The organism is Roseomonas sp. TS2 (assembly GCF_058833935.1).
Map to the genome: position 1 here is coordinate 1 of NZ_JCACVY010000034.1, position 20,641 is coordinate 20,641.

General features: G+C 71.8%; 23 protein-coding genes and 1 tRNA gene. 14 read left to right on the forward strand and 10 right to left on the reverse strand.

The window, feature by feature from the left end; genetic code table 11:
- From ACZJYS_RS08200 to ACZJYS_RS08230, 7 genes are all read left to right on the forward strand, one after another.
- Window positions 1-698 (forward strand): 2-oxo acid dehydrogenase subunit E2 (locus tag ACZJYS_RS08200; RefSeq protein WP_493177076.1); only part of this gene is annotated, 698 nt, incomplete at its 5' end.
- A gap of 10 nt (window positions 699-708) precedes the next feature.
- Window positions 709-1,191 carry a GNAT family N-acetyltransferase gene (locus ACZJYS_RS08205; protein WP_493177077.1) on the forward strand — a complete coding sequence of 161 codons (483 nt, stop codon included), beginning with the start codon at window positions 709-711 and terminating at the stop codon, window positions 1,189-1,191.
- A 28-nt stretch (window positions 1,192-1,219) separates the two neighbouring features.
- The gene (gene lpdA / locus ACZJYS_RS08210; protein ID WP_493177078.1) at window positions 1,220-2,617 is read left to right on the forward strand and encodes a dihydrolipoyl dehydrogenase; all 1,398 of its coding nucleotides are present in this window, start codon (window positions 1,220-1,222) and stop codon (window positions 2,615-2,617) included.
- A gap of 114 nt (window positions 2,618-2,731) precedes the next feature.
- Window positions 2,732-3,778: a lipoyl synthase gene (lipA, locus tag ACZJYS_RS08215; protein WP_109518600.1), complete on the forward strand. Its 1,047-nt coding sequence runs from the start codon at window positions 2,732-2,734 to the stop codon at window positions 3,776-3,778.
- Window positions 3,778-4,263 (forward strand): type II toxin-antitoxin system RatA family toxin, encoded by a 486-nt coding sequence (locus ACZJYS_RS08220; RefSeq protein WP_109518599.1) that lies wholly within the window; start codon window positions 3,778-3,780, stop codon window positions 4,261-4,263. Before lipA ends, ACZJYS_RS08220 begins: the two co-directional genes overlap by 1 nt.
- A 52-nt stretch (window positions 4,264-4,315) precedes the next feature.
- On the forward strand, window positions 4,316-4,519 hold the full coding sequence (locus ACZJYS_RS08225) for a hypothetical protein (protein WP_109518598.1): 204 nt from the start codon (window positions 4,316-4,318) through the stop codon (window positions 4,517-4,519).
- Between the two features lie 31 nt (window positions 4,520-4,550).
- Window positions 4,551-5,615 (forward strand): threonine aldolase family protein, encoded by a 1,065-nt coding sequence (locus ACZJYS_RS08230; RefSeq protein WP_379648412.1) that lies wholly within the window; start codon window positions 4,551-4,553, stop codon window positions 5,613-5,615.
- A 69-nt stretch (window positions 5,616-5,684) separates the two neighbouring features.
- Here ACZJYS_RS08230 and ACZJYS_RS08235 read toward each other — a convergent pair whose 3' ends face one another.
- Both ACZJYS_RS08235 and tpiA read right to left on the reverse strand, forming a co-directional pair.
- Complete coding sequence (locus tag ACZJYS_RS08235) at window positions 5,685-7,082, reverse strand: dipeptidase (protein ID WP_493177085.1); 1,398 nt, start codon at window positions 7,080-7,082, stop codon at window positions 5,685-5,687.
- 98 nt (window positions 7,083-7,180) lie between these two features.
- Window positions 7,181-7,915: a triose-phosphate isomerase gene (tpiA, locus tag ACZJYS_RS08240; RefSeq protein WP_181378247.1), complete on the reverse strand. Its 735-nt coding sequence runs from the start codon at window positions 7,913-7,915 to the stop codon at window positions 7,181-7,183.
- Between the two features lie 148 nt (window positions 7,916-8,063).
- Here tpiA and ACZJYS_RS08245 point away from each other — a divergent pair, with 148 nt between their 5' ends.
- From ACZJYS_RS08245 to ACZJYS_RS08275, 7 genes are all read left to right on the forward strand, one after another.
- Complete coding sequence (locus tag ACZJYS_RS08245; protein ID WP_493177087.1) at window positions 8,064-9,959, forward strand: peptidylprolyl isomerase; 1,896 nt, start codon at window positions 8,064-8,066, stop codon at window positions 9,957-9,959.
- On the forward strand, window positions 9,956-11,476 hold the full coding sequence (gene trpE, locus ACZJYS_RS08250; protein ID WP_493177088.1) for an anthranilate synthase component I: 1,521 nt from the start codon (window positions 9,956-9,958) through the stop codon (window positions 11,474-11,476). Before ACZJYS_RS08245 ends, trpE begins: the two co-directional genes overlap by 4 nt.
- A 59-nt stretch (window positions 11,477-11,535) precedes the next feature.
- Window positions 11,536-12,141, forward strand: a complete 606-nt coding sequence (locus ACZJYS_RS08255) for an anthranilate synthase component II (RefSeq protein WP_493177091.1) — start codon at window positions 11,536-11,538, stop codon at window positions 12,139-12,141.
- Window positions 12,138-13,172, forward strand: a complete 1,035-nt coding sequence (gene trpD, locus ACZJYS_RS08260; RefSeq protein ID WP_109518591.1) for an anthranilate phosphoribosyltransferase — start codon at window positions 12,138-12,140, stop codon at window positions 13,170-13,172. Before ACZJYS_RS08255 ends, trpD begins: the two co-directional genes overlap by 4 nt.
- A gap of 89 nt (window positions 13,173-13,261) precedes the next feature.
- The gene (trpC, locus tag ACZJYS_RS08265; RefSeq protein WP_493177095.1) at window positions 13,262-14,071 is read left to right on the forward strand and encodes an indole-3-glycerol phosphate synthase TrpC; all 810 of its coding nucleotides are present in this window, start codon (window positions 13,262-13,264) and stop codon (window positions 14,069-14,071) included.
- Window positions 14,068-14,568 (forward strand): cyclic pyranopterin monophosphate synthase MoaC, encoded by a 501-nt coding sequence (gene moaC / locus ACZJYS_RS08270; RefSeq protein ID WP_493177096.1) that lies wholly within the window; start codon window positions 14,068-14,070, stop codon window positions 14,566-14,568. The genes trpC and moaC overlap by 4 nt, the downstream gene beginning before the upstream one ends.
- Window positions 14,568-15,773 (forward strand): molybdopterin molybdotransferase MoeA, encoded by a 1,206-nt coding sequence (locus tag ACZJYS_RS08275; protein WP_493177098.1) that lies wholly within the window; start codon window positions 14,568-14,570, stop codon window positions 15,771-15,773. Before moaC ends, ACZJYS_RS08275 begins: the two co-directional genes overlap by 1 nt.
- 41 nt (window positions 15,774-15,814) lie before the next feature.
- Here the strand turns inward: ACZJYS_RS08275 and ACZJYS_RS08280 are convergent, their stop codons facing one another.
- From ACZJYS_RS08280 to ACZJYS_RS08315, 8 genes are all read right to left on the reverse strand, one after another.
- Window positions 15,815-16,906, reverse strand: coding sequence for an SMP-30/gluconolactonase/LRE family protein (locus ACZJYS_RS08280; RefSeq protein WP_493177101.1), 1,092 nt, complete (start codon window positions 16,904-16,906; stop codon window positions 15,815-15,817).
- Window positions 16,907-17,101: 195 nt separating this feature from the next.
- Window positions 17,102-17,521, reverse strand: coding sequence for a hypothetical protein (locus ACZJYS_RS08285; protein ID WP_379648398.1), 420 nt, complete (start codon window positions 17,519-17,521; stop codon window positions 17,102-17,104).
- Window positions 17,522-17,542: 21 nt separating this feature from the next.
- Complete coding sequence (locus tag ACZJYS_RS08290) at window positions 17,543-17,974, reverse strand: hypothetical protein (protein WP_146201945.1); 432 nt, start codon at window positions 17,972-17,974, stop codon at window positions 17,543-17,545.
- A 58-nt stretch (window positions 17,975-18,032) separates the two neighbouring features.
- Window positions 18,033-18,455, reverse strand: coding sequence for a hypothetical protein (locus tag ACZJYS_RS08295; RefSeq protein ID WP_493177104.1), 423 nt, complete (start codon window positions 18,453-18,455; stop codon window positions 18,033-18,035).
- Window positions 18,452-18,988: a hypothetical protein gene (locus tag ACZJYS_RS08300; RefSeq protein WP_493177105.1), complete on the reverse strand. Its 537-nt coding sequence runs from the start codon at window positions 18,986-18,988 to the stop codon at window positions 18,452-18,454. The genes ACZJYS_RS08295 and ACZJYS_RS08300 overlap by 4 nt, the downstream gene beginning before the upstream one ends.
- A gap of 17 nt (window positions 18,989-19,005) precedes the next feature.
- The gene (locus tag ACZJYS_RS08305; protein WP_379648395.1) at window positions 19,006-19,554 is read right to left on the reverse strand and encodes a hypothetical protein; all 549 of its coding nucleotides are present in this window, start codon (window positions 19,552-19,554) and stop codon (window positions 19,006-19,008) included.
- Window positions 19,555-19,756: 202 nt separating this feature from the next.
- Window positions 19,757-19,849, reverse strand: a tRNA-Ser gene (locus tag ACZJYS_RS08310).
- Between the two features lie 137 nt (window positions 19,850-19,986).
- Window positions 19,987-20,616 (reverse strand): glutathione S-transferase family protein, encoded by a 630-nt coding sequence (locus ACZJYS_RS08315; protein ID WP_109515439.1) that lies wholly within the window; start codon window positions 20,614-20,616, stop codon window positions 19,987-19,989.
- Between the last annotated feature and the right edge of the window lie 25 nt (window positions 20,617-20,641).

A 20,641-nucleotide genomic window follows, 5' to 3' on the forward strand; every position in this document is an offset into this window, starting at 1 on the left:
CCCCGCACACGGCGGTGCCGAACTCCTCCATGCGCAAGGTCATCGCCAAGCGCCTGGCGGAGAGCAAGGCGACAGTGCCGCACTTCTATGTCTCGATGGACATCGAGCTGGATGCGCTGCTGAAGCTGCGCGCCGACCTCAACGGCCGCGCGCCGAAGGACGGCCCTGGCGCCTTCAAGCTCTCGGTGAACGACCTCATCATCAAGGCCGCCGCGCGGGTGCTGCGCCAGTTCCCGAACGTCAACGCCTCCTGGACCGACGACGCGATCATCCAGTACCACGACGTGGACATCTCGGTGGCCGTGTCGATCCCGGACGGGCTGATCACGCCGATCGTGAAGAAGGCCGACCAGAAGGGCCTGGCCGCCATCAGCAACGAGATGAAGGACCTGGCCGCCCGCGCCAAGGCCGGCAAGCTCAAGCTGGAGGAGTTCCAGGGCGGCAGCTTCAGCATCTCCAATATGGGGATGTATGGCGTCACCAGCTTCTCGGCCATCATCAACCCGCCGCAGGGCGGCATCCTCGCCGTCGGCGCCGGGCAGCAGCGGCCGGTGGTGAAGGATGGGGCGCTCGGCATCGCCACGGTGATGACCTGCACCCTCTCGGTCGATCACCGCGTCGTCGATGGCGCGCTGGCGGCCGAGTGGATGGCCGCCTTCAAGAAGGTGGTCGAGGACCCCCTGAGCCTCATGCTGTGAGCCTGATGCTGTGAGCGGCGGCCCCGGCTTCACGCTGCGCGAGGCGAAGCCGCGCGACGCCGAGGCGGTGCTCGCCCTGGTGCGCGGCCTCGCCGCCTACGAGAAGCTGGAGCACGAGGTCACCGCCAGCGCGCAGGATTACTACGGCGCGCTGGCCACCCGCCGCATCCAGGGGCTGATCGCCGAGATCGACGGCGAGGCGGTGGGAATCTGCCTCTGGTACGAGACCTTCAGCACCTTCGCCGGCCGCGCCGGGATCTGGGTGGAGGATGTGTTCATCGTGCCGGAGCGCCGGCGGTACGGCATCGGCCTCGCCTTCTTCCGCGCCCTGGCGAAGCGGGCGGTGGAGGGCGGCCATGCCTGGATGGAATGGAACGTGCTCGACTGGAACGAGCCGGCGATCGCCTTCTACCGGCGGATCGGCGCGGTCGGGCGCGTGGAATGGACCGATCAACGCCTCTCCGGCGACGCGCTGAAGGCGCTCGCCGGCTGAAGGCCCCGCCCTGAAGGGACCGGAAAACATGGCCGAACAGTTCGACCTGGTGGTGGTGGGCGGCGGCCCGGGCGGCTACGTCGCCGCCATCCGTGGCGCGCAGCTCAAGATGAAGGTCGCGCTGGTGGAGCGCGAGCATCTGGGCGGCATCTGCCTCAACTGGGGCTGCATCCCCACCAAGGCGCTGCTGCGCGCCTCCGAGATCAACCACCTGCTGCACAGCCTCGACCAGTACGGCTTCGCGGCGGACAATGTGCGCTACGACTTCGCCAAGGTGGTCAAGCGCTCCCGCCAGGTGGCCTCGCAGCTCTCCTCCGGCGTCAAGGGCCTGCTGAAGAAGCACAAGGTCACCGTGTTCGACGGCAGCGGCAAGCTGGCCGGCCCTGGCAAGCTGATGGTGACGGGCAAGGACGGCAAGCCGGCGGCGGAGCTGCAGGCGAAGAACATCCTGCTGGCCACCGGCGCGCGCGCCCGCGTCATCCCCGGCATCGAGCCGGACGGCAAGCTGATCTGGTCCTACCGCGAGGCGCTGGCGCCGGACATCATGCCGAAGAAGCTGATCGTCATCGGCTCGGGCGCCATCGGCAGCGAGTTCGCCTCCTTCTTCCTCAACATGGGCGCCGAGGTGACCCTGGTGGAGGTGATGGACCGCATCCTGCCGGTGGAGGATGCCGAGGTCTCCGCCTTCGTGCAGAAATCCTTCGCCAAGCAGGGCATGAAGATCATCACCGGCGCCCGCGTCCAGGGCGTGCGGAAATCGGCCGATGGCATCACCGCCATCATCGAGGCCGGTAACAAGGTGCAGGAGATCCAGGCGGACCGGCTGATCTCCGCCGTGGGCATCGTCGGCAATGTCGAGAATATCGGCCTCGAGGGCACCAAGGTGAAGGTCGAGCGCACCCATGTGGTGACCGACCCCTATGGACAGACCGGCGAGCCGGGCGTCTGGGCCATCGGCGACCTCACAGGCGCGCCCTGGCTGGCCCACAAGGCGAGCCACGAGGGCATCATCGCCGTGGAGGCGATGGCGGGGATGCACCCGCATGCCATGGATGTCACCAACATCCCCGGCTGCACCTACTGCCGCCCGCAGGTGGCCTCCGTCGGGCTGACCGAGGCGCGCGCCAAGGAGGCCGGGCACGAGGTGCGGGTGGGCCGCTTCCCCTTCATCGGCAACGGCAAGGCGATCGCGATGGGCGAGCCGGAGGGCTTCGTCAAGACGGTGTTCGACGCCAAGACCGGCGCGCTGCTCGGCGCCCACATGGTCGGCCCGGAAGTGACCGAGATGATCCAGGGCTACACCATCGCCCGCACCCTAGAGACCACCGAGGCGGAGCTGATGCACACCGTCTTCCCCCACCCCACCGTCTCGGAAGCCATGCATGAGTCGGTGCTTGATGCCTATGGCCGGGTGATCCACATCTAGCGGCAAGAGGCCCCGCGCTGGCTTGCGGGGCAAGACTGCCTTCATAGATCATGGCAGGCGGCGGCCGCTCCCGGCAGGGTGGGGCCGCCGCCTTCCCTACAGCCGGGGTTCCGAATGGCCACCCGTATCCTGATCGACCACCGGGCCGGCGGCGCGGTTTCCAACGCCGAGGGCACCGTGAAGCCCGTGGCCCTGCCCCCCCAGGCGGCGGCCCCGCTGCGCCACCCCGAGAAGGCGCACCGGCCGGACAACCCGATCAAGCGCAAGCCGGACTGGATTCGCGTCAAGGCGCCGACGCACCCGATCTACCAGGAGACGCGCAACCTGATGCGCGACAACAAGCTGGTGACGGTGTGCGAGGAGGCCGCCTGCCCGAATATCGGCGAGTGCTGGTCGCAGCGCCACGCGACCATGATGATCATGGGCGAGATCTGCACCCGCGCCTGCGCCTTCTGCAACATCACCACCGGCATGCCGAAAAGCCTGGACGCCGATGAGCCGCGCCGCGTGGCCGATGCCGTGGCCAAGCTCGGCCTGCGGCACGTCGTCATCACCAGCGTGGACCGCGACGACCTGGCCGATGGCGGCGCCGCGCATTTCGCCGCCGTCATCGCCGCCATCCGCGCCGCCGCGCCCGAGACCACCATCGAGATCCTGACGCCCGACTTCCTGCGCAAGGATGGCGCGCTGGAGGTGGTGGTGGCCGCCCGGCCAGACGTGTTCAACCACAACCTCGAGACGGTGCCGAAGCTCTACCCCACCATCCGCCCCGGCGCCCGCTATTACCACTCGCTGCGGCTGCTGGACCGGGTGAAGCAGCTCGACCCGTCGATCTTCACCAAGTCCGGCGTCATGGTGGGTCTGGGCGAGACGCGGCCGGAAGTCCTCCAGGTGATGGACGACATGCGCAGCGCCGAGATCGACTTCCTCACCATCGGCCAGTACCTGCAGCCCACCATCAAGCACGCGGCGGTGGACCGCTTCGTGGAGCCCGCCGAGTTCGAGGACTATGCCCGGATGGCGCGCGGCAAGGGCTTTCTCCTCGTCTCCGCCACGCCGCTGACCCGCTCCTCCTACCATGCGGACCGGGATTTCGCGGCGCTGCGCGAGGCCCGCAACGCCAGGCTGGCGGGCCGTGCGCTGGCGGGCGCCGCCGCCTGATGCCGACACATGCCGAGAAGCGCATCCTGCGCTACACGCCGGAGCAGATGTTCAACCTGGTGGCGGATGTGCGCCGCTACCCGGAATTCCTGCCCTGGTGCGTGGGCGCGCGCATCGTCTCCCAGACCGAGACGGAGCTGCTGGCCGACCTGACCATCGGCTTCAAGATGTTCCGCGAGACCTTCCGCTCCCGCGTGGTGCTGGAGCGCCCGCACGCGGTGCGGGTCCGCTACGAGAACGGCCCCTTCCGCTACCTGAACAACAACTGGACCTTCACCGCCGTGGAGGCCGGCACCGAGGTCGATTTCTTCGTCGATTTCGAGTTCAAGTCGCGGCTCCTCCAGGCCGTCATCGGTACCGTGTTCAACGAGGCGGTGCGGCTGATGGTGCGCGCCTTCGAGCGCCGCGCCATGGCGCTCTATGGGCGGGACGGACGTGCCGGCGGAGCCCAGCCCGTGCCCGGCAACCCCGCCGCAGGCGCCTGACGGGCAGGAACCGGCAAGAAGGGGGGGGCTGACGCGGCCGGTGCGGGCTGGCATGCTGCCCCGCGCCATGCCGAAGATCCTCGCCCTGATGCTCTGCGCCGCCATCGGGCTGCTGCTCTGGCGGCGTGAGGGCCCTGGCTGGCTGGCAGACTGGCCGTGGGAGGCGCTTCTCGTCTCGATCCTGCTGCCGGCCCTGCCGCTTGCCTGGTTGGGCTGGCGCCGCCTGCGCGCGGCCATCCGCGACATGAACGACTGATCCTCCCGCAACATCCACGAGGTCCCGCCCCATGGTGCATGCTCCCGCTCGTCCGCCCGCCGGGGCGCCGCCCATCCGCATCAACCTCTACTCGGACACCCAGACCCTCCCCACCCCCGCCATGAAGGCGGCGATGATGGAGGCAGAGATGGGCGACGAGCAGCATGGCGACGACCCCACCGTCCACGCGCTGTGCGACCGGATGGCGGCGCTGCTGGGCAAGGAGGCGGCGGTGTTCCTGCCCTCCGGCACCATGTGCAACGTCATCGCCATTCTCACCCATTGCCGCCCTGGCGAGGAGGTGCTGGCGCATGAGACGGCGCACATCCTGGGCAGCGAGGGCGGCACCCATGCGGCGCTGGCCGGCGTGCAGATCAACCCGCTGAAGGGCGAGCGCGGCATGTTCAGCGCCGAGACGCTGCGCGCCGCCATCCGCCCCCGCAGCCGCCATGCGCCGCCGCAGAGCCTGCTGGAGGTGGAGCAGACCGCCAATATCGGCGGCGGCGCCGTCTGGCCGCAGGCGGAGCTGGACGCGGTGGTGGCCGTGGCGCGCGAGCAGGGCTGGGCCACCCATATGGACGGCGCCCGGCTGATGAACGCGGTGGTGGCCAGCGGCATCCCCGCCGCCGAGATGGTGGCCGGGTTCGACACGGTGTGGCTGGACTTCACCAAGGGCCTTGGCGCGCCGCTCGGCGCCGTGCTGGCGGGCTCGGAGGAGTTCATCGGCGAGGCCTGGCGCTGGAAGCAGCGCCTGGGCGGCGCCATGCGCCAGGCCGGCATCTGCGCCGCCGCCTGCATCCACGCGCTGGACCACCATGTGGACCGGCTGGCCGACGACCACGCCAACGCCAGGGCGCTCGCCCGCGGGCTGCGGCAGATCGAGGGCATCACCGTCGAGGAGCCGGACACCAACCTCGTCTTCTTCGACCCCACCGGCACCGGCCTGGCGGCGGGCGAGCTGGTGAAGCGGCTGCGGATGGAGGGCGTGCAGCTCTCCATGCTGGGCGGGCGCATCCGCGCCTGCACCCATCTCGGCGTCACGGCGCCGATGATCGAGGAGACGCTCTCCCTGACCCGCAAGGCGCTCGCCGCCTGAGCGCCGTGGGGAGGCGCGGCCTCCCCACACCCCTCCGCCGGGGTGACAGTGTCACCCCGGACCCCGCCTTCAGTCCTTCCGCGCCAGGCGGCCGAGCAGGCGGGCATGGCTGCGGGCGCCGGCATGCAGGCAGGACAGCTCGAACTTCTCGTTCGGGCTGTGCACCTGGTCGTCGTCCAGGCCGAAGCCCATCAGCAGGCTGTCCAGCCCCAGGATGGACTTGAAGCTGGACACCACCGGAATCGAGCCGCCGCCGCCCGCCAGCACCGCCGGGCGGCCGAACTCCTCCGCCAGCACCTCCCGCGCCGCCTGCACGAAACGCGACTCCATCGGGATCGAGATGCCCGGGCCGCCGGCGAAGACCTGCAGCTCGAAGCTCGCATCCGCCGGCAGGCGGGACTGTACGAACTGCCGGATGCCCTCGATCACCTTCTGCGGGTCCTGCCCCGGCACCAGGCGGCAGGAGAGCTTGGCATGGCCCTCGCAGGCGATGACGGTCTTGGAGCCCTCGCCCATGTAGCCGCCCCAGATGCCGTTGATGTCGGCGGTGGGGCGCGCCCAGAGGCGCTCCGGCGCGCTGCGGCCGCGCTCGCCGCCCGGCACGGAAAGGCCCTGGGCGCCGAGGAAGGCGGCCTCGTCGAAGCCCAGCGCCTCCCAGGCGGCGCGCTGCTCGGCCGTCGGCTCCTGCACCCCGTCGTAGAAGCCGGGGATCTGGATGCGGCCCTCCTCGTCCTTCAGCTCGCCCAGGATCTTCGTCAGCAGGTTCAGCACATTCGCCGCCGAGCCGCCGAACAGGCCGGAATGCAGGTCCCGGTCGCCCAGCCGCAGGTCGATCTGGGTGTAGACCAGCCCGCGCAGGCTGACGGTGAGCGAGGGCGCCCCCGGGGCCCACATGTTGGTGTCGCTGATCAGCACCATCTCGGCGGAGAGGATGTCCTTCTCGGCCGCCAGCACCGCCTCCAGGTTCGGGCTGCCGATCTCCTCCTCGCCCTCCACCAGCACCGTCACGCGCACGGGCGGGCCGCCGGCCACGCTGTTCCAGGCACGCAGCGCGGCGAGCCAGGTCATCACCTGCCCCTTGTCGTCCACCGCGCCACGGGCGACGAGGCGCGGGCCGCGCGGCCCCTCCACCACCTGCGGCTCGAAGGGCGGGCTGTCCCACAGCTCCAGCGGCTCCGGCGGCTGCACGTCGTAGTGGCCGTAGATGAGGATGTGCGGCGCGTCCGGCCCCGGGCCGGGATGGGTGGCGATCAGCACCGGGTGGCCCGGCATCTCGCGCAGCCCGGCCTCGAAGCCGAGGCCGATCAGCTCCCGCGCCAGCCACTCGGCGGCGCGGCGGCAATCCGGGGCGTGGGCGGGCTGGGCGCTCACGCTCGGGATGCGCAGCCAGTCGATCAGGCTGGCCTCGGTGGCGGTGCGGGCGGAATCAAGCGCGGCGAGAACCCGCGCGGTCTGGTCCTGGGTCATGGCGGCAGTCTCGCGCCGGGCGCGGCCGCCGCCAATTCCCCCGCCGACAAAAAAGACGGGGGGCGGGGTCCGCCCCCCTCCGGAAAAAAGCGCCCGCCTCAGAGAGCGGCGGCGATCCCCAGGAAATCCTCCGCCTTCAGGCTGGCGCCGCCGACCAGCGCGCCATCCACATGCGGCAGGGCCAGGATGCCCTTGGCGTTGGAAGGCTTGACCGAGCCGCCATAGAGGATGCGGAGCGTCTTGCCGGCCTCGCCGAACGCCTTCTCCAGCTCGGCGCGGATGCGGGCGTGCATGGCGGCGATGTCGTCCTCCGTCGGCGTACGCCCGGTGCCGATGGCCCAGACCGGCTCATAGGCCACCACGCCGCCGGCCGCCGCGAAGCCCTCCGGCAGGCTGCCGGCGAGCTGCCCGGCCACCACCGCCTCGGCCTCGCCGGAGAGGCGCTGCGCCTCGCTCTCGCCCACGCAGACCACGGGCACGAGGCCAGCGGCCAGCGCCGCCTCCGCCTTGGCCTTCACCGCGGCGTCGCTCTCGCCATGGTCGGCGCGGCGCTCGGAATGGCCGAGGATGACATAGGCCGCGCCGAGATCCTTCAGCATGGCGGCCGCCACGTCGCCGGTATGGGCGCCCTTGGCGGCGGCGTGGCAGTCCTGCGCGCCCAGCGCCACGGCCTTGCCGCGCAGGGCCTCGGCCACCGGCACCAGATGCGGGAAGGGCGGGCAGACCAGCAGTTCCGCCTTCTCCGTGGCGCCGGCGGCGACGCCGGAGGCCAGGGCGGTGGCCTCGGCCAGGGTGCCGTGCATCTTCCAGTTGCCGGCGATCAGCGGGCGCACGCCTGGGGTCATTCCCGGTCTCCTTCTGCCTGTCGGGCGGTCCGTGGTGAACAAAGTGTTGCCGTGCCGCGCTACAGGCGGCGCCGGTGTTTGGCAACCGCCTGCCTTTTCCCTATGGTCCGCCCGCCTTCATCAGTCGCGGAATACGATGCTCACTGCACTGCGCCGCCTTGCCGGTACCTGGTTCGCCAAGGGCCTCTTCGTCCTCCTCATCCTGTCCTTCGCCATCTGGGGGATCGAGGACATCGTGCGGAACTTCGGCACCGACCGGGCGGTGGCCCGCGTGGGCGGAGAGCCGATTGAGCTGCCCGAGGCCCAGGAGGCCGCGCGGCGCGAGATGCAGCGCGTGCAGCGCCAGCTCGGCGCCGGCTTCGAGATGACGCCGCCGATGGCCACCGCCCTCGCCCGCCAGGCGGTGGAGGGGCTGGTGATGGAGCGCGTGCAGCGGCAGGAGGCCAGCCGCCTCGGCATCGTGGCCCCCGAGGCCGCGCTGCGCGACTATGTCTTCTCCATCCCCGCCTTCCACGGCGCCGATGGCCGCTTCAGCCGGCCGCTGCTGGATGGCTTCCTGCGCAACAACGGCCTCTCCGAGGCGGGCTTCCTGAGCCTGCTGCGCGACGATCTGCGCCGCCAGCAGCTGGTCGGCGCCGTGCGCGCCGGTGCCGCCGCGCCGGACGCGCTGACCCGCCCGCTGCTGGCCTGGGAGCGCGAGCAGCGCGTGGCCGAGCTGGTGCTGCTGCCGCTGGCCGCCGCGCCCGAGCCGGCGGCGCCGGAGGAGGCGCAGCTGCGCCGCTACCACGAGAACAACCCGGACCGCTTCTCCGCCCCCGAATACCGGCGCGCCACCATCGCCGTGCTCTCGCCGGAGACGCTGGCGGCCGAGGTGCAGCCCACCGAGGCGGAGCTGCGCGCCGCCTACGAGGCGCGCCGCAGCCAGTTCGAGGTGCCGGAGCGCCGCACCCTGGAGCAGGTGCTGGTGCAGGACGAGGCCCAGGCCGCCGGCATCGCCGCGCGCTGGCGCAAGGGCGCCGACTTCGCCGCCATCGAGGCGGCGGCGCAGGAGGCGGGCGGCCAGGCCCTCGCCCTCGGCACGCTGGACCGCGCCGGGCTGCCGGTGGAGGCGCTGGCCGAGGCCGCCTTCGCTCTGCCGGAAGGCGGCGTCAGCGCCCCGGTGCAGAGCCCCTTCGGCTGGCACGTGCTGCGCGTCACCGGCATCGAGGCGGGCGAGAGCCGCGGCTTCGACGCCGTGCGCGCCCAGGTGGAGGCCGAGGTGAAGCGCGAGCGCGCCGCCGACCTCGCCTATGAGCGCGCCAACCAGGTGGAGGACGCGCTGGCCGGCGGCGCCACCCTGGCCGAGCTGGCGCCGCGCTTCGGCCTCGCCCTGGCCGAGGTGACGCTGGACGCCCGCGGCCGCGACCGCGAGGGCCAGCCCGCCGCGCTGCCGCTGGAGGGTGGCGCGCGGGACATCGCGCTGCGCGCCGTCTTCGCCGCCGAGCAGGGGCAGATGCCGCGCCTGGCCGAGGCCGGGCAGACCGCCCTCTTCGCCTTCGAGCTGCGCGAGGTGATCCCCGCCGCGCTGCGCCCCTTCGAGACGGTGCGCGAGCAGGTGCTGGAAGCCTGGACCGCCGATGCCCGCCGCCGCTCGGTGGAGGAGCGCGCCGCCGGGCTGCTGGCCGCCGTGCAGGGCGGCAAGCCGCTGGCCGAGGCGGCGCGCGAGGCCGGGCTCGCCACGCGCCGCGTGGGCCCCTTCGGGCGGCAGCCGCAGCCGCAGTCGGGCCTGCCGCCGGAGCTGGTGCAGCCGCTCTTCGCCACCGCCCCGAACGCCGCCACCATGGCCGAGACGGGCAACGGCTTCGCCGTGGCGCAGGTGCTGGAGGTGCTGCCCTTCAACCCGGACAGCGACCCGCTGGCGCTCGGCCGCACCCGCGACGCCGTGGAGCAGGCCATGCTGGCCGATCTCGAGGTGCAGTATCTGGACGCGCTGCGCGCCCGCGGCGACGTCACCTACAACGAGAACATGCTCGGTCAGGTCGCCAACCGATGAACGCTCCCTCCACCAGCCCGACCCAGGGCCCCGACTTCACCGCCTTTGCCGCCGGCCTCGGCGCCGGCCAGGGGCAGGTGCTGTGGCGCGAGCGGGTGGCCGACCTCGACACGCCGGTCGGCGCCTATCTGAAGCTGGTGCAGGGGCAGCCCAACGCCTTCCTGTTCGAGAGCGTCGAGGGCGGCGCGGCGCGCGGGCGCTACTCGGCCATCGGCATGGCGCCCGATCTCGTCTGGCGCTGCCGCGACGGCCGCGCCGAGATCAACCGCCACGCCCTCTCCGCGCCGCACGCCTTTGTCCCCGAGGCGGCGGCGCCGATGGAGAGCCTCGCCGCCGCCATCGAGGCCGCGCGCCTGCCGCTGCCGGCCGGGCTGCCGCCGATCGCCGCCGGGCTTTTCGGCTATCTGGGCTACGACATGGTGCGGCACATGGAGCGCCTGCCGGCGCTGCGGCCGGACGTGCTCGGCATCCCCGAGGCGGTGATGATGCGGCCGACGCTGATCGCCGTGTTCGACCATGTGCGGGACACGCTGACGCTCTGCGCGCCGGTCTTCCCCGGCCTCGACCCGCAGGCCGCCTGGGACGCCGCCCAGGCGCGGCTCGACGAGGCCGAGGCGGCGCTGGACCGCCCCCTGCCCCGCCCGGCGCCGCCGGCCAACCTGCCCGCCCTGCCCGAGCCCGCCTCCAACTACACGAAGGCCGACTTCCTGGCCGCCGTGGAGCGGGCCAAGGAATACATCCGCGCCGGCGACGTGTTCCAGGTGGTGCCGAGCCAGCGCTTCTCGGTGCCCTTCGCGCTGCCGCCCTTCGCCCTCTACCGCGCGCTGCGGCGGATCAACCCGGCGCCCTTCCTGTTCTACTTCGACTTCGGCGGCTATGCGGCGGTGGGCGCCAGCCCGGAGATCCTGGTGCGGCTGCGGCATGGCGAGGTGACGGTGCGCCCGCTCGCCGGCACCCGCCCGCGCGGCGCCACGCCCGAGCAGGACCTGGCGCTGGAGAAGGAGCTGCTGGCAGACGAGAAGGAGCGCGCCGAGCACCTGATGCTGCTCGATCTCGGCCGCAACGATGTCGGGCGCGTGGCCGAGATCGGCTCGGTGAAGGTGACGCAGAGCTTCAACATCGAGCGCTACAGCCAGGTGATGCACATCGCCAGCGAGGTGCGCGGCAAGGCCCGGCCGGGCGTGGGCGCGCTGGAGGCGCTCTCCGCCGGCTTCCCCGCCGGCACGCTCTCGGGCGCGCCGAAGGTGCGGGCCATGGAGATCATCGAGGAGCTGGAGCCCTCGCGGCGCGGCCTCTATGCCGGCGGCGTCGGCTATTTCGGCGCCGATGGCGGCATGGACACCTGCATCGCGCTGCGCACCGCGCTGGTGAAGGAGGGCACCATGTATGTGCAGGCCGGCTGCGGCGTGGTGGCCGATTCCGACCCGGTGGCGGAATACGAGGAGACGCGGGCCAAGGCGCGCGGCCTGTTCCGCGCCGCCGAGGAGGCGGTCCGCTTCGCCGCCGGGCGCCGCTGAGAGACGCCGAGCAGCCCACGCTTGACCCGCACCCGCCCAGGGGAGAAGGATCGCGCACCATGATCCTGTTGATCGACAATTACGACAGCTTCACCTTCAACCTCTACCACTTCCTGGGCGATCTCGGCGCGCAGGTGGAGGTGCGGCGCAACGACGCGCTGACGCCGGAGGAGGCGCTGGCGCTCGAGCCGCAGGCCATCCTGCTCTCGCCCGGCCCCTGCACCCCGCGCGAGGCCGGCATCTGCCTCCCCCTGATCCACGCCGCCGCCGCGAGGCGCGTGCCGCTGATGGGGGTGTGCCTCGGCCACCAGGCGATCGGCGATGCCTTCGGCGGCATCGTCGAGCGCGCGCCGGTGCCGGTGCACGGCAAGGTCTGGCCGATGCACCACCGCGACACCGACCTGTTCAAGGGCCTGCCCAGCCCCTTCCCCGCCACGCGCTACCATTCGCTGGTGGTGCGGCGCGAGGGGCTGCCGCCGGAGCTGGAGGTGACGGCCTGGACCGAGGACGGGCTGATCATGGGCCTGGCGCATCGCGACCTGCCGATCTGGGGCGTGCAGTTCCACCCCGAGAGCATCGCCAGCGCGCATGGGCACGACATCCTGCGCAACTTCCTGACCATGGCCGGCGCCGACCTGCCCGCGCCGGAGCGGCAGGCGGCATGAACACGCTGAAGCCGGTGCTGGCCCGCCTCGCCGAGGGCGAGACGCTGGCCGAGAGCGAGGCGGAGCACGCCTTCGGCCTGATCATGGAGGGCGAGGCCACGCCGGCGCAGATCGCCGCCATGCTGATGGCCATGCGCGTGCGTGGCGAGACGGTGGCGGAGATGACCGGCGCGGTGCGCGCCATGCGCGCCCGCATGAACGCCGTCGAGGCGCCCGAGGGCGCCATCGACATCGTCGGCACCGGCGGCGACGGCATGGGCACGCTGAACATCTCCACCGCCACGGCCTTCGTGGTGGCCGCCTGCGGCGTGCCGGTGGCCAAGCACGGCAACCGCGCGCTCTCCTCGAAATCCGGCGCCTCGGACGCGCTCTCGGCGCTCGGCATCAACCTCGACGTGCCGCTGCCGGCGCTGCCGGCGGTGCTGCGCGAGGCGGGCATGGTGTTCCTGATGGCGCCGCGCCACCATGCCGCGCTGCGCCACGCCGCCGGGCCGCGCGTCGAGCTTGGCACCCGCACCATCTTCAACCTGCTCGGGCCGCTGACCAGCCCGGCGCGGGTGAAGCGGCAGATGACCGGCGCCTATGCCCCGGAATGGCTGCGCCCGATGGCCGAGACCCTCTCCCGCACCGGCAGCGAGCGCGCCTGGCTGGTGCACGGCCAGGGCATGGACGAGCTGGCCCTCTCCGGCCCCAGCCAGGTGGTGGAATTGCGCGGCGGCCAGATCCATGAATTCACCCTCACCCCGGCCGATGCCGGGCTGCCGGAGGCGCCGATGGCGGCGCTGAAGGGCGGCGACCCGGCCGAGAACGCCGCCGCGCTGGTGGAATTGCTGCGGGGCGCGCATGGCCCCTATCGCGATTGCGTGGTGCTGAACGCGGCCGCCGCCCTTGTCGTCGCCAGCGAAACAAACGATCTGAGGGGCGCCGCCGCCCGCGCGGCCCGCGCCATCGACGAGGGCGCGGCCCTGGCGGCGCTGGAGCGGCTGCGGCACGCCACCCATGCGCCGCCGGCCGAGATTTCTCCGGGCTGAAGGCCCGGCCGCGCACCAGACCACCCGACCTCCCCCCATGAAGCCCCGGCACGCTTCTCCCCCCGCGCCCAGGGCTGCAAGAGATGACCATGAACGCTGATACCCTGCCCGACACACTCCTCCGCATCCTGGCCGACAAGGAGGTGGAGGTGCGCGAGCGGGCCGCCGCCACGCCGCTCGGCGAGATGGAGAAGCGCGCGCAGGATGCCGGCAAGCCGCGCGACTTCACCGGCGCGCTCTGCAACGCCGTGGCCGAGGGCCGCATCGGGCTGATCGCCGAGATCAAGAAGGCCTCGCCCTCGGGCGGGCTGATCCGCGAGCCCTTCGACCCCGCCGGGCTGGCCAAAGCCTACGAGGCCGCCGGCGCCGCCTGCCTCTCCGTGCTGACCGACGCGCCGTATTTCCAGGGCACGCCGGCCGACCTCGTCACCGCCCGCAGCTCCTGCGCCCTGCCGGTGCTGCGCAAGGACTTCATGATCGACCCCTACCAGGTGTTCGAGGCGCGGGCGATGGGCGCCGACTGCATCCTGCTGATCATGGCCGCCCTCTCCGACGCGCAGGCGCGCGAGCTGGAGGATGTCGCCCGCGGCCTGGACATGTCGGTGCTGGCCGAGGTGCACGACCAGCGCGAGCTGGAGCGCGCGCTCGGGCTGCACACCCGCCTCATCGGCATCAACAACCGCAACCTGCGCAGCCTCAGGACCGACCTGGCCACCGCCGAGGCGCTGGTGCCGATGGTGCCCGCCGACCGCATCCCGGTGGCCGAGAGCGGCCTGCGCGACCCGGAGGATGTGCGCCGCATGGCCGCCGTCGGCGCCCGCTGCATCCTGGTGGGCGAGCACCTGCTGCGCCAGGCGGACGTGACCGGGGCCGCCCGCGCCATGGTGCAGGCGGGATGAGCGGCCCCTCCGAGGACAGCGCGCCGGCCGGCCTGACGCATTTCGATGCCGAAGGCCGCGCCGTGATGGTCGATGTCTCCGGCAAGCCGGAGACCGCCCGCCTCGCCATCGCCCGCGGGCGGGTGGTGATGGCGCCGGCCACGCTGGAGACGATCCGCGCGGGCGGCATCGGCAAGGGGGACGTGCTGGGCGTGGCGCGCATCGCCGGCATCATGGCCGCCAAGCGCACCGCCGAGCTGATCCCGCTCTGCCACCCGCTGGCCCTCTCCTCGGTGAAGCTGGACCTCACCCCGGCCGGGCAGGACACGGTGGAGATCGAGGCACGGGTGAAGACCACCGGCCCCACGGGGGTGGAGATGGAGGCGCTTACCGCCGTCTCCGTCGCGGCGCTGACGGTCTATGACATGTGCAAGGCGATCGACCGCGGCATGCGCATCGAGGCGATCCGCCTCGCCCGCAAGGAAGGCGGCAAGTCCGGGGTCTGGGAGGCGTCCTGATGATTTCCGTGGAGGAAGCGCGCGGCCGCATCCTGGAGGCCCTCTCCCCCTGCGGCGCCGAGACGGTGCCGCTGGCCGAGGGCTGGAACCGCGTGCTGGCCCGCCCCGTGGCGGCCCGCCTGACCCAGCCGCCGGCCGATGTCTCCGCCATGGACGGCTATGCCGTGCGCGCGGCCGATGCCCTGGAGGGGGCCACGCTCCGCGTCACCGGGGCGGCGCCGGCGGGCCATCCCTTCGCCGGCACGGTCGGCGCGGGCGAGGCGGTGCGCATCTTCACCGGGGCGCCGGTGCCCGAGGGGGCGGACGCCATCCTGCTGCAGGAGGACGCCACCGCCGCCGGGGGCACGGTGCGCGTCAACGAGGCGGTGCGGCCCGACCGCTGGATCCGCCGCGCCGGCATGGATTTCCGCGCGGGCGACACGCTGCTGGAGGCCGGGCGCCGCCTCACGGCACGCGACATCGGCCTCGCCGCCGCCGGCAACCATGCTTGGCTCGCCGTGCACCGCGCGCCGCGCATCGCCATCCTGGCAACCGGCGACGAGATCGTGCTGCCGGGCGAGCCGCTGCCGGGGGGCGGCATCGTCTCCTCCAACGCACACATGCTGGCGGCGCTGGTGCGTGCGGCGGGGGGCGTGCCGGTGGTGCTGCCCATCGCCGGCGACAACCACGACGCCATCGGCGCCGCGGCCGAGGCCGCGCGGCGCTGCGAGATGCTGGTGACGACGGGCGGCGCCAGCGTGGGCGAGCACGATCTGGTGCAATCCGCCCTCGCCCCGCACGGCTTCACGCTGGATTTCTGGAAGATCGCCATGCGGCCGGGCAAGCCGCTGATCTGGGGGCGGCTGGGCGAGACGCCGGTGCTGGGCCTGCCGGGCAACCCGGTCTCGGCGCTGGTCTGCTCCGTGCTGTTCCTGTGGCCGGCGCTGGCGCGGCTCTCCGGCCTGCCGGCGGCACCGCTGCCGCTGCGCATGGTGCGGCTCGGCGCTGCCCTGCCGGAGAACGACCGGCGCGAGGAATACATGCGCGCCCGGCTGGAGACCGATGCCGAAGGCCGCGCCGTGGTGGTGCCCGCCACGCGGCAGGACAGCGCCATGCTGCGCATCCTGGCGGGCGCGGATGCGCTGCTGCAGCGCCCGCCACACGCCCCGGCCCTGCAGGCCGGCGCGCTGGTGCCGGTGGTCAGCCTGGCCGATCTGGGGATCTGACCTGGGATCTGACCGGGCGGCTCCCCGCCGGCCGGCGCGGCCTACACCGCGCCATGCGCCTCCACATGCAGGGCATAGAGGGAGTGGCTGGCGGTCATGTAGAGCCGGTTGTTCTTCGGGCCGCCAAAGGCCAGGTTGGCGCAGCGCTCCGGCAGGCGGATGAAGCCGATGGCCTTGCCCTCGGGGTTGAACACCATCACCCCGTCCAGCTCCTCCGGCTTGCCGCGCAGCGCGTAGACACGGCGCCCGCCCACCTCGCGCGGCTCGGCCTCCAGCGCGCCGTTGCTGCCCCAGCCGCACCAGAGATTGCCGTCGCGGTCCACCTTGAAGCCGTCCAGCGCGCCCTGGTCGGCGGCGTCGATGAACTTGGTCTTGTTCGCCACCCGGCCATCCGCCTGCACGTCGTAGCGCCAGATGCTGCGGTTGGGCGTGCCCTTCCATTCCACGACGTAGAGCTTGCTCTCATCCGGCGAGAAGGCCAGGCCGTTGGGGTTGACCAGATCGGTGATAACCGCGCTGAGCTTCCCGTCCGTGCCGATGCGGTAGACATTCGTCGTCGGCTGCTCGGGGCGGGCGCGGCTGCCCTCCCACTCGCCGTTGATGCCGAACAGCGGATCGGTGAACCAGATCGTGTCGTCCGAGCGCACCACGATGTCGTTCGGCGCGTTCAGCCGCTTCCCCTCGAAGCTGTCCGCCAGCACCGTGATGCTGCCATCCTTCTCCGTCCGCGTGACGCGGCGGGTGACGGAGTGCTCGCAGGTGAGCAGCCTTCCCTGCCGGTCTCGCGCATTGCCGTTGCTGTAGTTGGCGTTCTCGCGGAAGACGGTGAAGCGGCCATCCTTCTCGTCGAACTTCATGATGCGGTTGTTCGGGATGTCGCTGCACAGCAGGTAGCCGCCTTCGGGGAAGTAGGCGGGCCCTTCCGCCCAGCGCATGCCGGTCGCCACCTGCTCCAGCGTGCTGCTGTAGATGCGGTAGCGCGCGAAGCTCGGGTCGAGGATCTGCACCGCCGGGTCCGGGTAGCGCTGGTTCGGCGTGAAGGGGAAGGATTGCGCGGCCGCGCCGGTGGCAAGAAGCGCCCCGCCGGCCAGGCCGGTCCCGCCCCGCAGCAGGCTGCGGCGTGTCGTGCTCATGGTGGTTTCCTCCTTGGCGGCACTGACGGCCGCTTACCGCCCGCCCCGCCCCCGGAGGCCCCACGCGCCATGCGTACGGGTGCCGCGAGGAAAGGCTGTTCCGGAAGCAGGCTGGCATCGGGGTCGGAGGGTGTCAATTCGTCATATGACACGATAAGGCGTAAAGCGGCATGCCGGCGCCGCCTTAATGCACGCTTACTCGATCGCGTTGGCCTGCAGGAACAGGGCCTGGGACAGGGTCTCGAAGAAGCGCTGGAACGGCGCCGGATCGGACAGCTCGTACTGATTCATCTGGCCGGAGGCGCGGACGATGGTCCGGTTGCCCTCGCCGCGGCGCAGCGTGACGGTGAAGCGTACCAATCCGCCATTGCCGTAGCGCGTGGCGCTGATGGTGCCCAGTACGGTGTCGGCGCGGTCCACCACGAAGCCCAAATCCTGCAGTGCGCTGAGCGCCGCCTGGAACACCTTGGCCTTATCCGCCGTCTCGAAGGCGCGGGTGGAGATGGCGCGCTGCGCCGCCTGGCTGTTGGCGCTGCCGAGCACCTGCTGGCGGCTGTCCATCTGGCAGGCGGCCAGCAGCGGCAGCAGGGCCATGGCGGAGGCGAAACGGAGCATGAAGGGATTTCCGGGCAGGACTCAGATCTCGTGGGCGGTGAGGAAGGCGGATTGCGCCAGCTTCTCGAAGAAGCCCTGGTAGATGGCCGGATCTTCCAGGGTCTCCCCCATGGCGATCATGGCACCCGGACGCGGGACAATGGTCTGGAAGGTAGCGCGGACCAGGATGCTCCGGCCATCGGCGCCCGGCCGCAGCACCACCTGCGCGCGGACGCGCCCGCTTGTGTTCTTGGTGCCGACGACGACGCCATGCGCCGCCTGCGTCTCCTCGATGAGATAACCGAGATCCTGCAGCGCGCCGACGGTGCTCTGCAGCATCAGTTCCCGGTCGGCCGTGTCGAAACGGCGGGATTGCCGGGCGCGCAGCGCGGTCGCCGCGGCGCTCGGCATGAAGGCGGCCGCCTGCTGCTCGGCCGTGGGCGCGCAGCCGGCCAGCGCCGCGGATGGCAGCACGGCCAGAACGTTACGGCGCCGCGGGCGGGAGGGCCGCCGCATGACCCGCGCCCCCGGCTCAGAAGCTCGAGGAGCGGTAGGAGAAATCCCGCACCATGCCGGCCGCGTCGTAGCGGATGATCACGGTGAGGGTCCGCTGCGAGGTGCTGGCGGCCCCGGCGCGCCCGCTCGCCCCGCCCAGGAACAGCACCCCCGCGCCGCCCTGGGAGCTGGAATAGACCTGCTCGGTGGCGATGCGGTCATAGACCCAGGTTTCGCGGCGCTGCTCGTCGGTGGTGACGATGTTGGGCGAGCCCAGCACCGCCGCCACCTCCGCGCCACTCATGCCCACGCGGATCTCACGCTGGACGGTGCCGACCGTCATGCGGTCCTGCGCCTCGCGGCCCGCCGCGACGCTGCGGGCATGGTCCTCGGCGGAGGCACAACCAGCCAGGAGGGCGGCCAGGCCCAGGGCCGGCAGCAGACGGCGTATCGCATTCATCGGGAAGAAGCTCCGTTTGCAGGGCTCGCCGTGGCGGGCTGCGCGACAGCGCGGGCGGCGGCCTCGCGCTCCTGGATGGTGTTCAGTTCGGCGGTGGGGCGCTGGGCCTCCGGGGCGGTCACATCCGCCGGCGCCTCGGCCACCTCACGCTGCAGCGTCGCGGCCAGCTGGGCAAAGAAATTCTTCTGGTAGAACTCGGCGCTGTCCACCTGCGCCTCGCGCAGCGGTGCGACGATGGTGGCATTCGCACGCACCACGGATTCCCCTGGCGAGCGCGGGCGCACCACCACCGCCATGCGCAGCGCGGTGACGCGGGTGGCGGAGACGGTTCCCGCCTCCGGCTCAACCTTGGTGATGCGGTAGCCGAGGTCGTGCAGGGTGGCGATGACGCCGCGCATGGCGGACTCGGCATCCACCGGCACCAGGCGGATCTGGGCGGCGCGCAGCTCGGTGGCGGGCTTGCGGCTGGGCTCGAAGACCGTTTGCTGCTGGGCGCAGGCGGCGAGAAGCGGCGCAAGCAGTGCCAGGGGCAAAATGGTGCGCATCCGGTTCATGCCGCGCGCGCCAGGCCGGCGCGCACCCTCTCGAAGAAGCCGCTGGAGAACTCCGCCTCGGTGAGGCGCTCGACCCGGGATAAGCCCTGGTTCGTCGTGACGATGCGCTCGAAGGAGACGCGCAACTGGCTGTCGTGCGTGCCGAGTGGCTGGGTGGTGAGCGTCGCCCGGATCACCTGATCGGTGTCGTAGACCGGGTTGTACCGCACGCCCAGCAGCGCCAGGCCCACAGTCAGCGCCACCTGCCCGACCACCTGGCCGGCTTCGGTCGCGTCGCGGTCCTTGCTGCCGGCGAGTACGCCGTAGCGGGGGGCGCTTTCCTCGATGGTGAAGCCGAGATCCTGCAGAACCTGGGTCGCCTCGACGAGCAGGCGCTGCTCGGAGGTCTCAGGGAAGCGCGCAGTCTGCGCCTCCCGCAGCGCGGCGGCATTCTCCAGGGGTGCGCCGGCCTGAAGGGCGGCCTTGTTGGCCCAGTCCTGGTCAGGCTGCTGGCACGCGGCAACGGATGTTGCTGCCGCAAGGGCGACAAAGTGCGAGAGGCGCATCAACATTCCCGGCGAGGTCGGCTTTGAGCAGGCTTGGCTTGACAATGATCTGTTACAGCCTTGCCACTCCCCGTCAAGTTCTCGTGAACGAAGACGTGCTCGCCGCCCTATCACGCAGCATTCCATACCTGAATGCGCCATAGCGACTTCAGGGAAGCAGGCCTCATGCGGCCGCGAAATCTGTGATGTCAGCAGGAGAGGGTGGCGGAGGGGATGGGATTCGAACCCACGAAACGGGTTATCCCCGTTTAACGGTTTAGCAAACCGCCGCCTTCGGCCACTCGGCCACCCCTCCGCAGGGTGTTGAAGTTTCACGGCGTATGCGAGGCCGCTTCTAGCGTTCTGCGGGGGCCACGTCAAACACACTCACGGCCCCGGGGGTGAAAAAGCTGGGGATAGAGTTCGGCACCCCCTCCCCAGCCACGTCCAGGCTCAGCCCAGATGGACGGAGAAGCCCTTCGCCACGGCGGGGCGGCCCATCATGCGGGCATACCAGGCGGCAACGGCCGGGAATTCGTCGAGGCTGCCCAGGTGCCGCTCATGCCGCCAGGCCCAGCCGAGGATGGCGAAGTCGGCGATGCTCGGCTCGCCCTCGGTGGCCACGAAGTCGCGCCCCGCGAGGCGCCGCTCCAGCACGCCGTAGAGGCGGCGCGTCTCGGTCCGGTAGCGCTCCAGCCCGTAGTCGCGCGCCGGGCCTTCGGGGCGGGTCAGGAAGTGGTGCACCTGCCCCGGCATCGGGCCGAAGCCGCCCATTTGCCACATCAGCCACTCCCAGACCTGCACCCGGCCGCGCAGATCGGCGGGGAGGAACTTCCCGGTCTTCTCGGCGAGGTAGAGCAGAATCGCGCCCGATTCGAAGACGGTGATCGGCTGCCCGTCCGGCCCCTCGTCGTCGATGATGGCGGGGATGCGGTTGTTGGGCGAGAATTTCAGGAATTCGGGGTCGAACTGCTCGCCCTTGGTGATGTCCACCACCTTGACGGTGTAGGGCAGCCCCATCTCCTCCAGCGCGACGCTGATCTTGCGCCCGTTGGGGGTGTTCCAGGTGTAGAGGGTGATCATAGCGCGGCGGGCCCTCCCGGCCTTC

What these genes read in the sequence shown, in the direction of transcription:
- ACZJYS_RS08235 (WP_493177085.1), bottom strand. Translation starts at nt 7,082, where the DNA reads ATGACCCAGGACCAGACCGCGCGGGTTCTCGCCGCGCTTGATTCCGCC.
- ACZJYS_RS08225 (WP_109518598.1), top strand. Translation starts at nt 4,316, where the DNA reads ATGCTGCCCCGCGCCATGCCGAAGATCCTCGCCCTGATGCTCTGCGCC.
- ACZJYS_RS08285 (WP_379648398.1), bottom strand. Translation starts at nt 17,521, where the DNA reads ATGCTCCGTTTCGCCTCCGCCATGGCCCTGCTGCCGCTGCTGGCCGCC.
- ACZJYS_RS08280 (WP_493177101.1), bottom strand. Translation starts at nt 16,906, where the DNA reads ATGAGCACGACACGCCGCAGCCTGCTGCGGGGCGGGACCGGCCTGGCC.
- ACZJYS_RS08230 (WP_379648412.1), top strand. Translation starts at nt 4,551, where the DNA reads ATGGTGCATGCTCCCGCTCGTCCGCCCGCCGGGGCGCCGCCCATCCGC.
- lipA (WP_109518600.1), top strand. Translation starts at nt 2,732, where the DNA reads ATGGCCACCCGTATCCTGATCGACCACCGGGCCGGCGGCGCGGTTTCC.
- lpdA (WP_493177078.1), top strand. Translation starts at nt 1,220, where the DNA reads ATGGCCGAACAGTTCGACCTGGTGGTGGTGGGCGGCGGCCCGGGCGGC.
- trpC (WP_493177095.1), top strand. Translation starts at nt 13,262, where the DNA reads ATGAACGCTGATACCCTGCCCGACACACTCCTCCGCATCCTGGCCGAC.
- ACZJYS_RS08220 (WP_109518599.1), top strand. Translation starts at nt 3,778, where the DNA reads ATGCCGACACATGCCGAGAAGCGCATCCTGCGCTACACGCCGGAGCAG.
- ACZJYS_RS08295 (WP_493177104.1), bottom strand. Translation starts at nt 18,455, where the DNA reads ATGAATGCGATACGCCGTCTGCTGCCGGCCCTGGGCCTGGCCGCCCTC.
- trpD (WP_109518591.1), top strand. Translation starts at nt 12,138, where the DNA reads ATGAACACGCTGAAGCCGGTGCTGGCCCGCCTCGCCGAGGGCGAGACG.
- ACZJYS_RS08315 (WP_109515439.1), bottom strand. Translation starts at nt 20,616, where the DNA reads ATGATCACCCTCTACACCTGGAACACCCCCAACGGGCGCAAGATCAGC.
- moaC (WP_493177096.1), top strand. Translation starts at nt 14,068, where the DNA reads ATGAGCGGCCCCTCCGAGGACAGCGCGCCGGCCGGCCTGACGCATTTC.
- ACZJYS_RS08245 (WP_493177087.1), top strand. Translation starts at nt 8,064, where the DNA reads ATGCTCACTGCACTGCGCCGCCTTGCCGGTACCTGGTTCGCCAAGGGC.
- ACZJYS_RS08255 (WP_493177091.1), top strand. Translation starts at nt 11,536, where the DNA reads ATGATCCTGTTGATCGACAATTACGACAGCTTCACCTTCAACCTCTAC.
- trpE (WP_493177088.1), top strand. Translation starts at nt 9,956, where the DNA reads ATGAACGCTCCCTCCACCAGCCCGACCCAGGGCCCCGACTTCACCGCC.
- ACZJYS_RS08275 (WP_493177098.1), top strand. Translation starts at nt 14,568, where the DNA reads ATGATTTCCGTGGAGGAAGCGCGCGGCCGCATCCTGGAGGCCCTCTCC.
- ACZJYS_RS08305 (WP_379648395.1), bottom strand. Translation starts at nt 19,554, where the DNA reads ATGCGCCTCTCGCACTTTGTCGCCCTTGCGGCAGCAACATCCGTTGCC.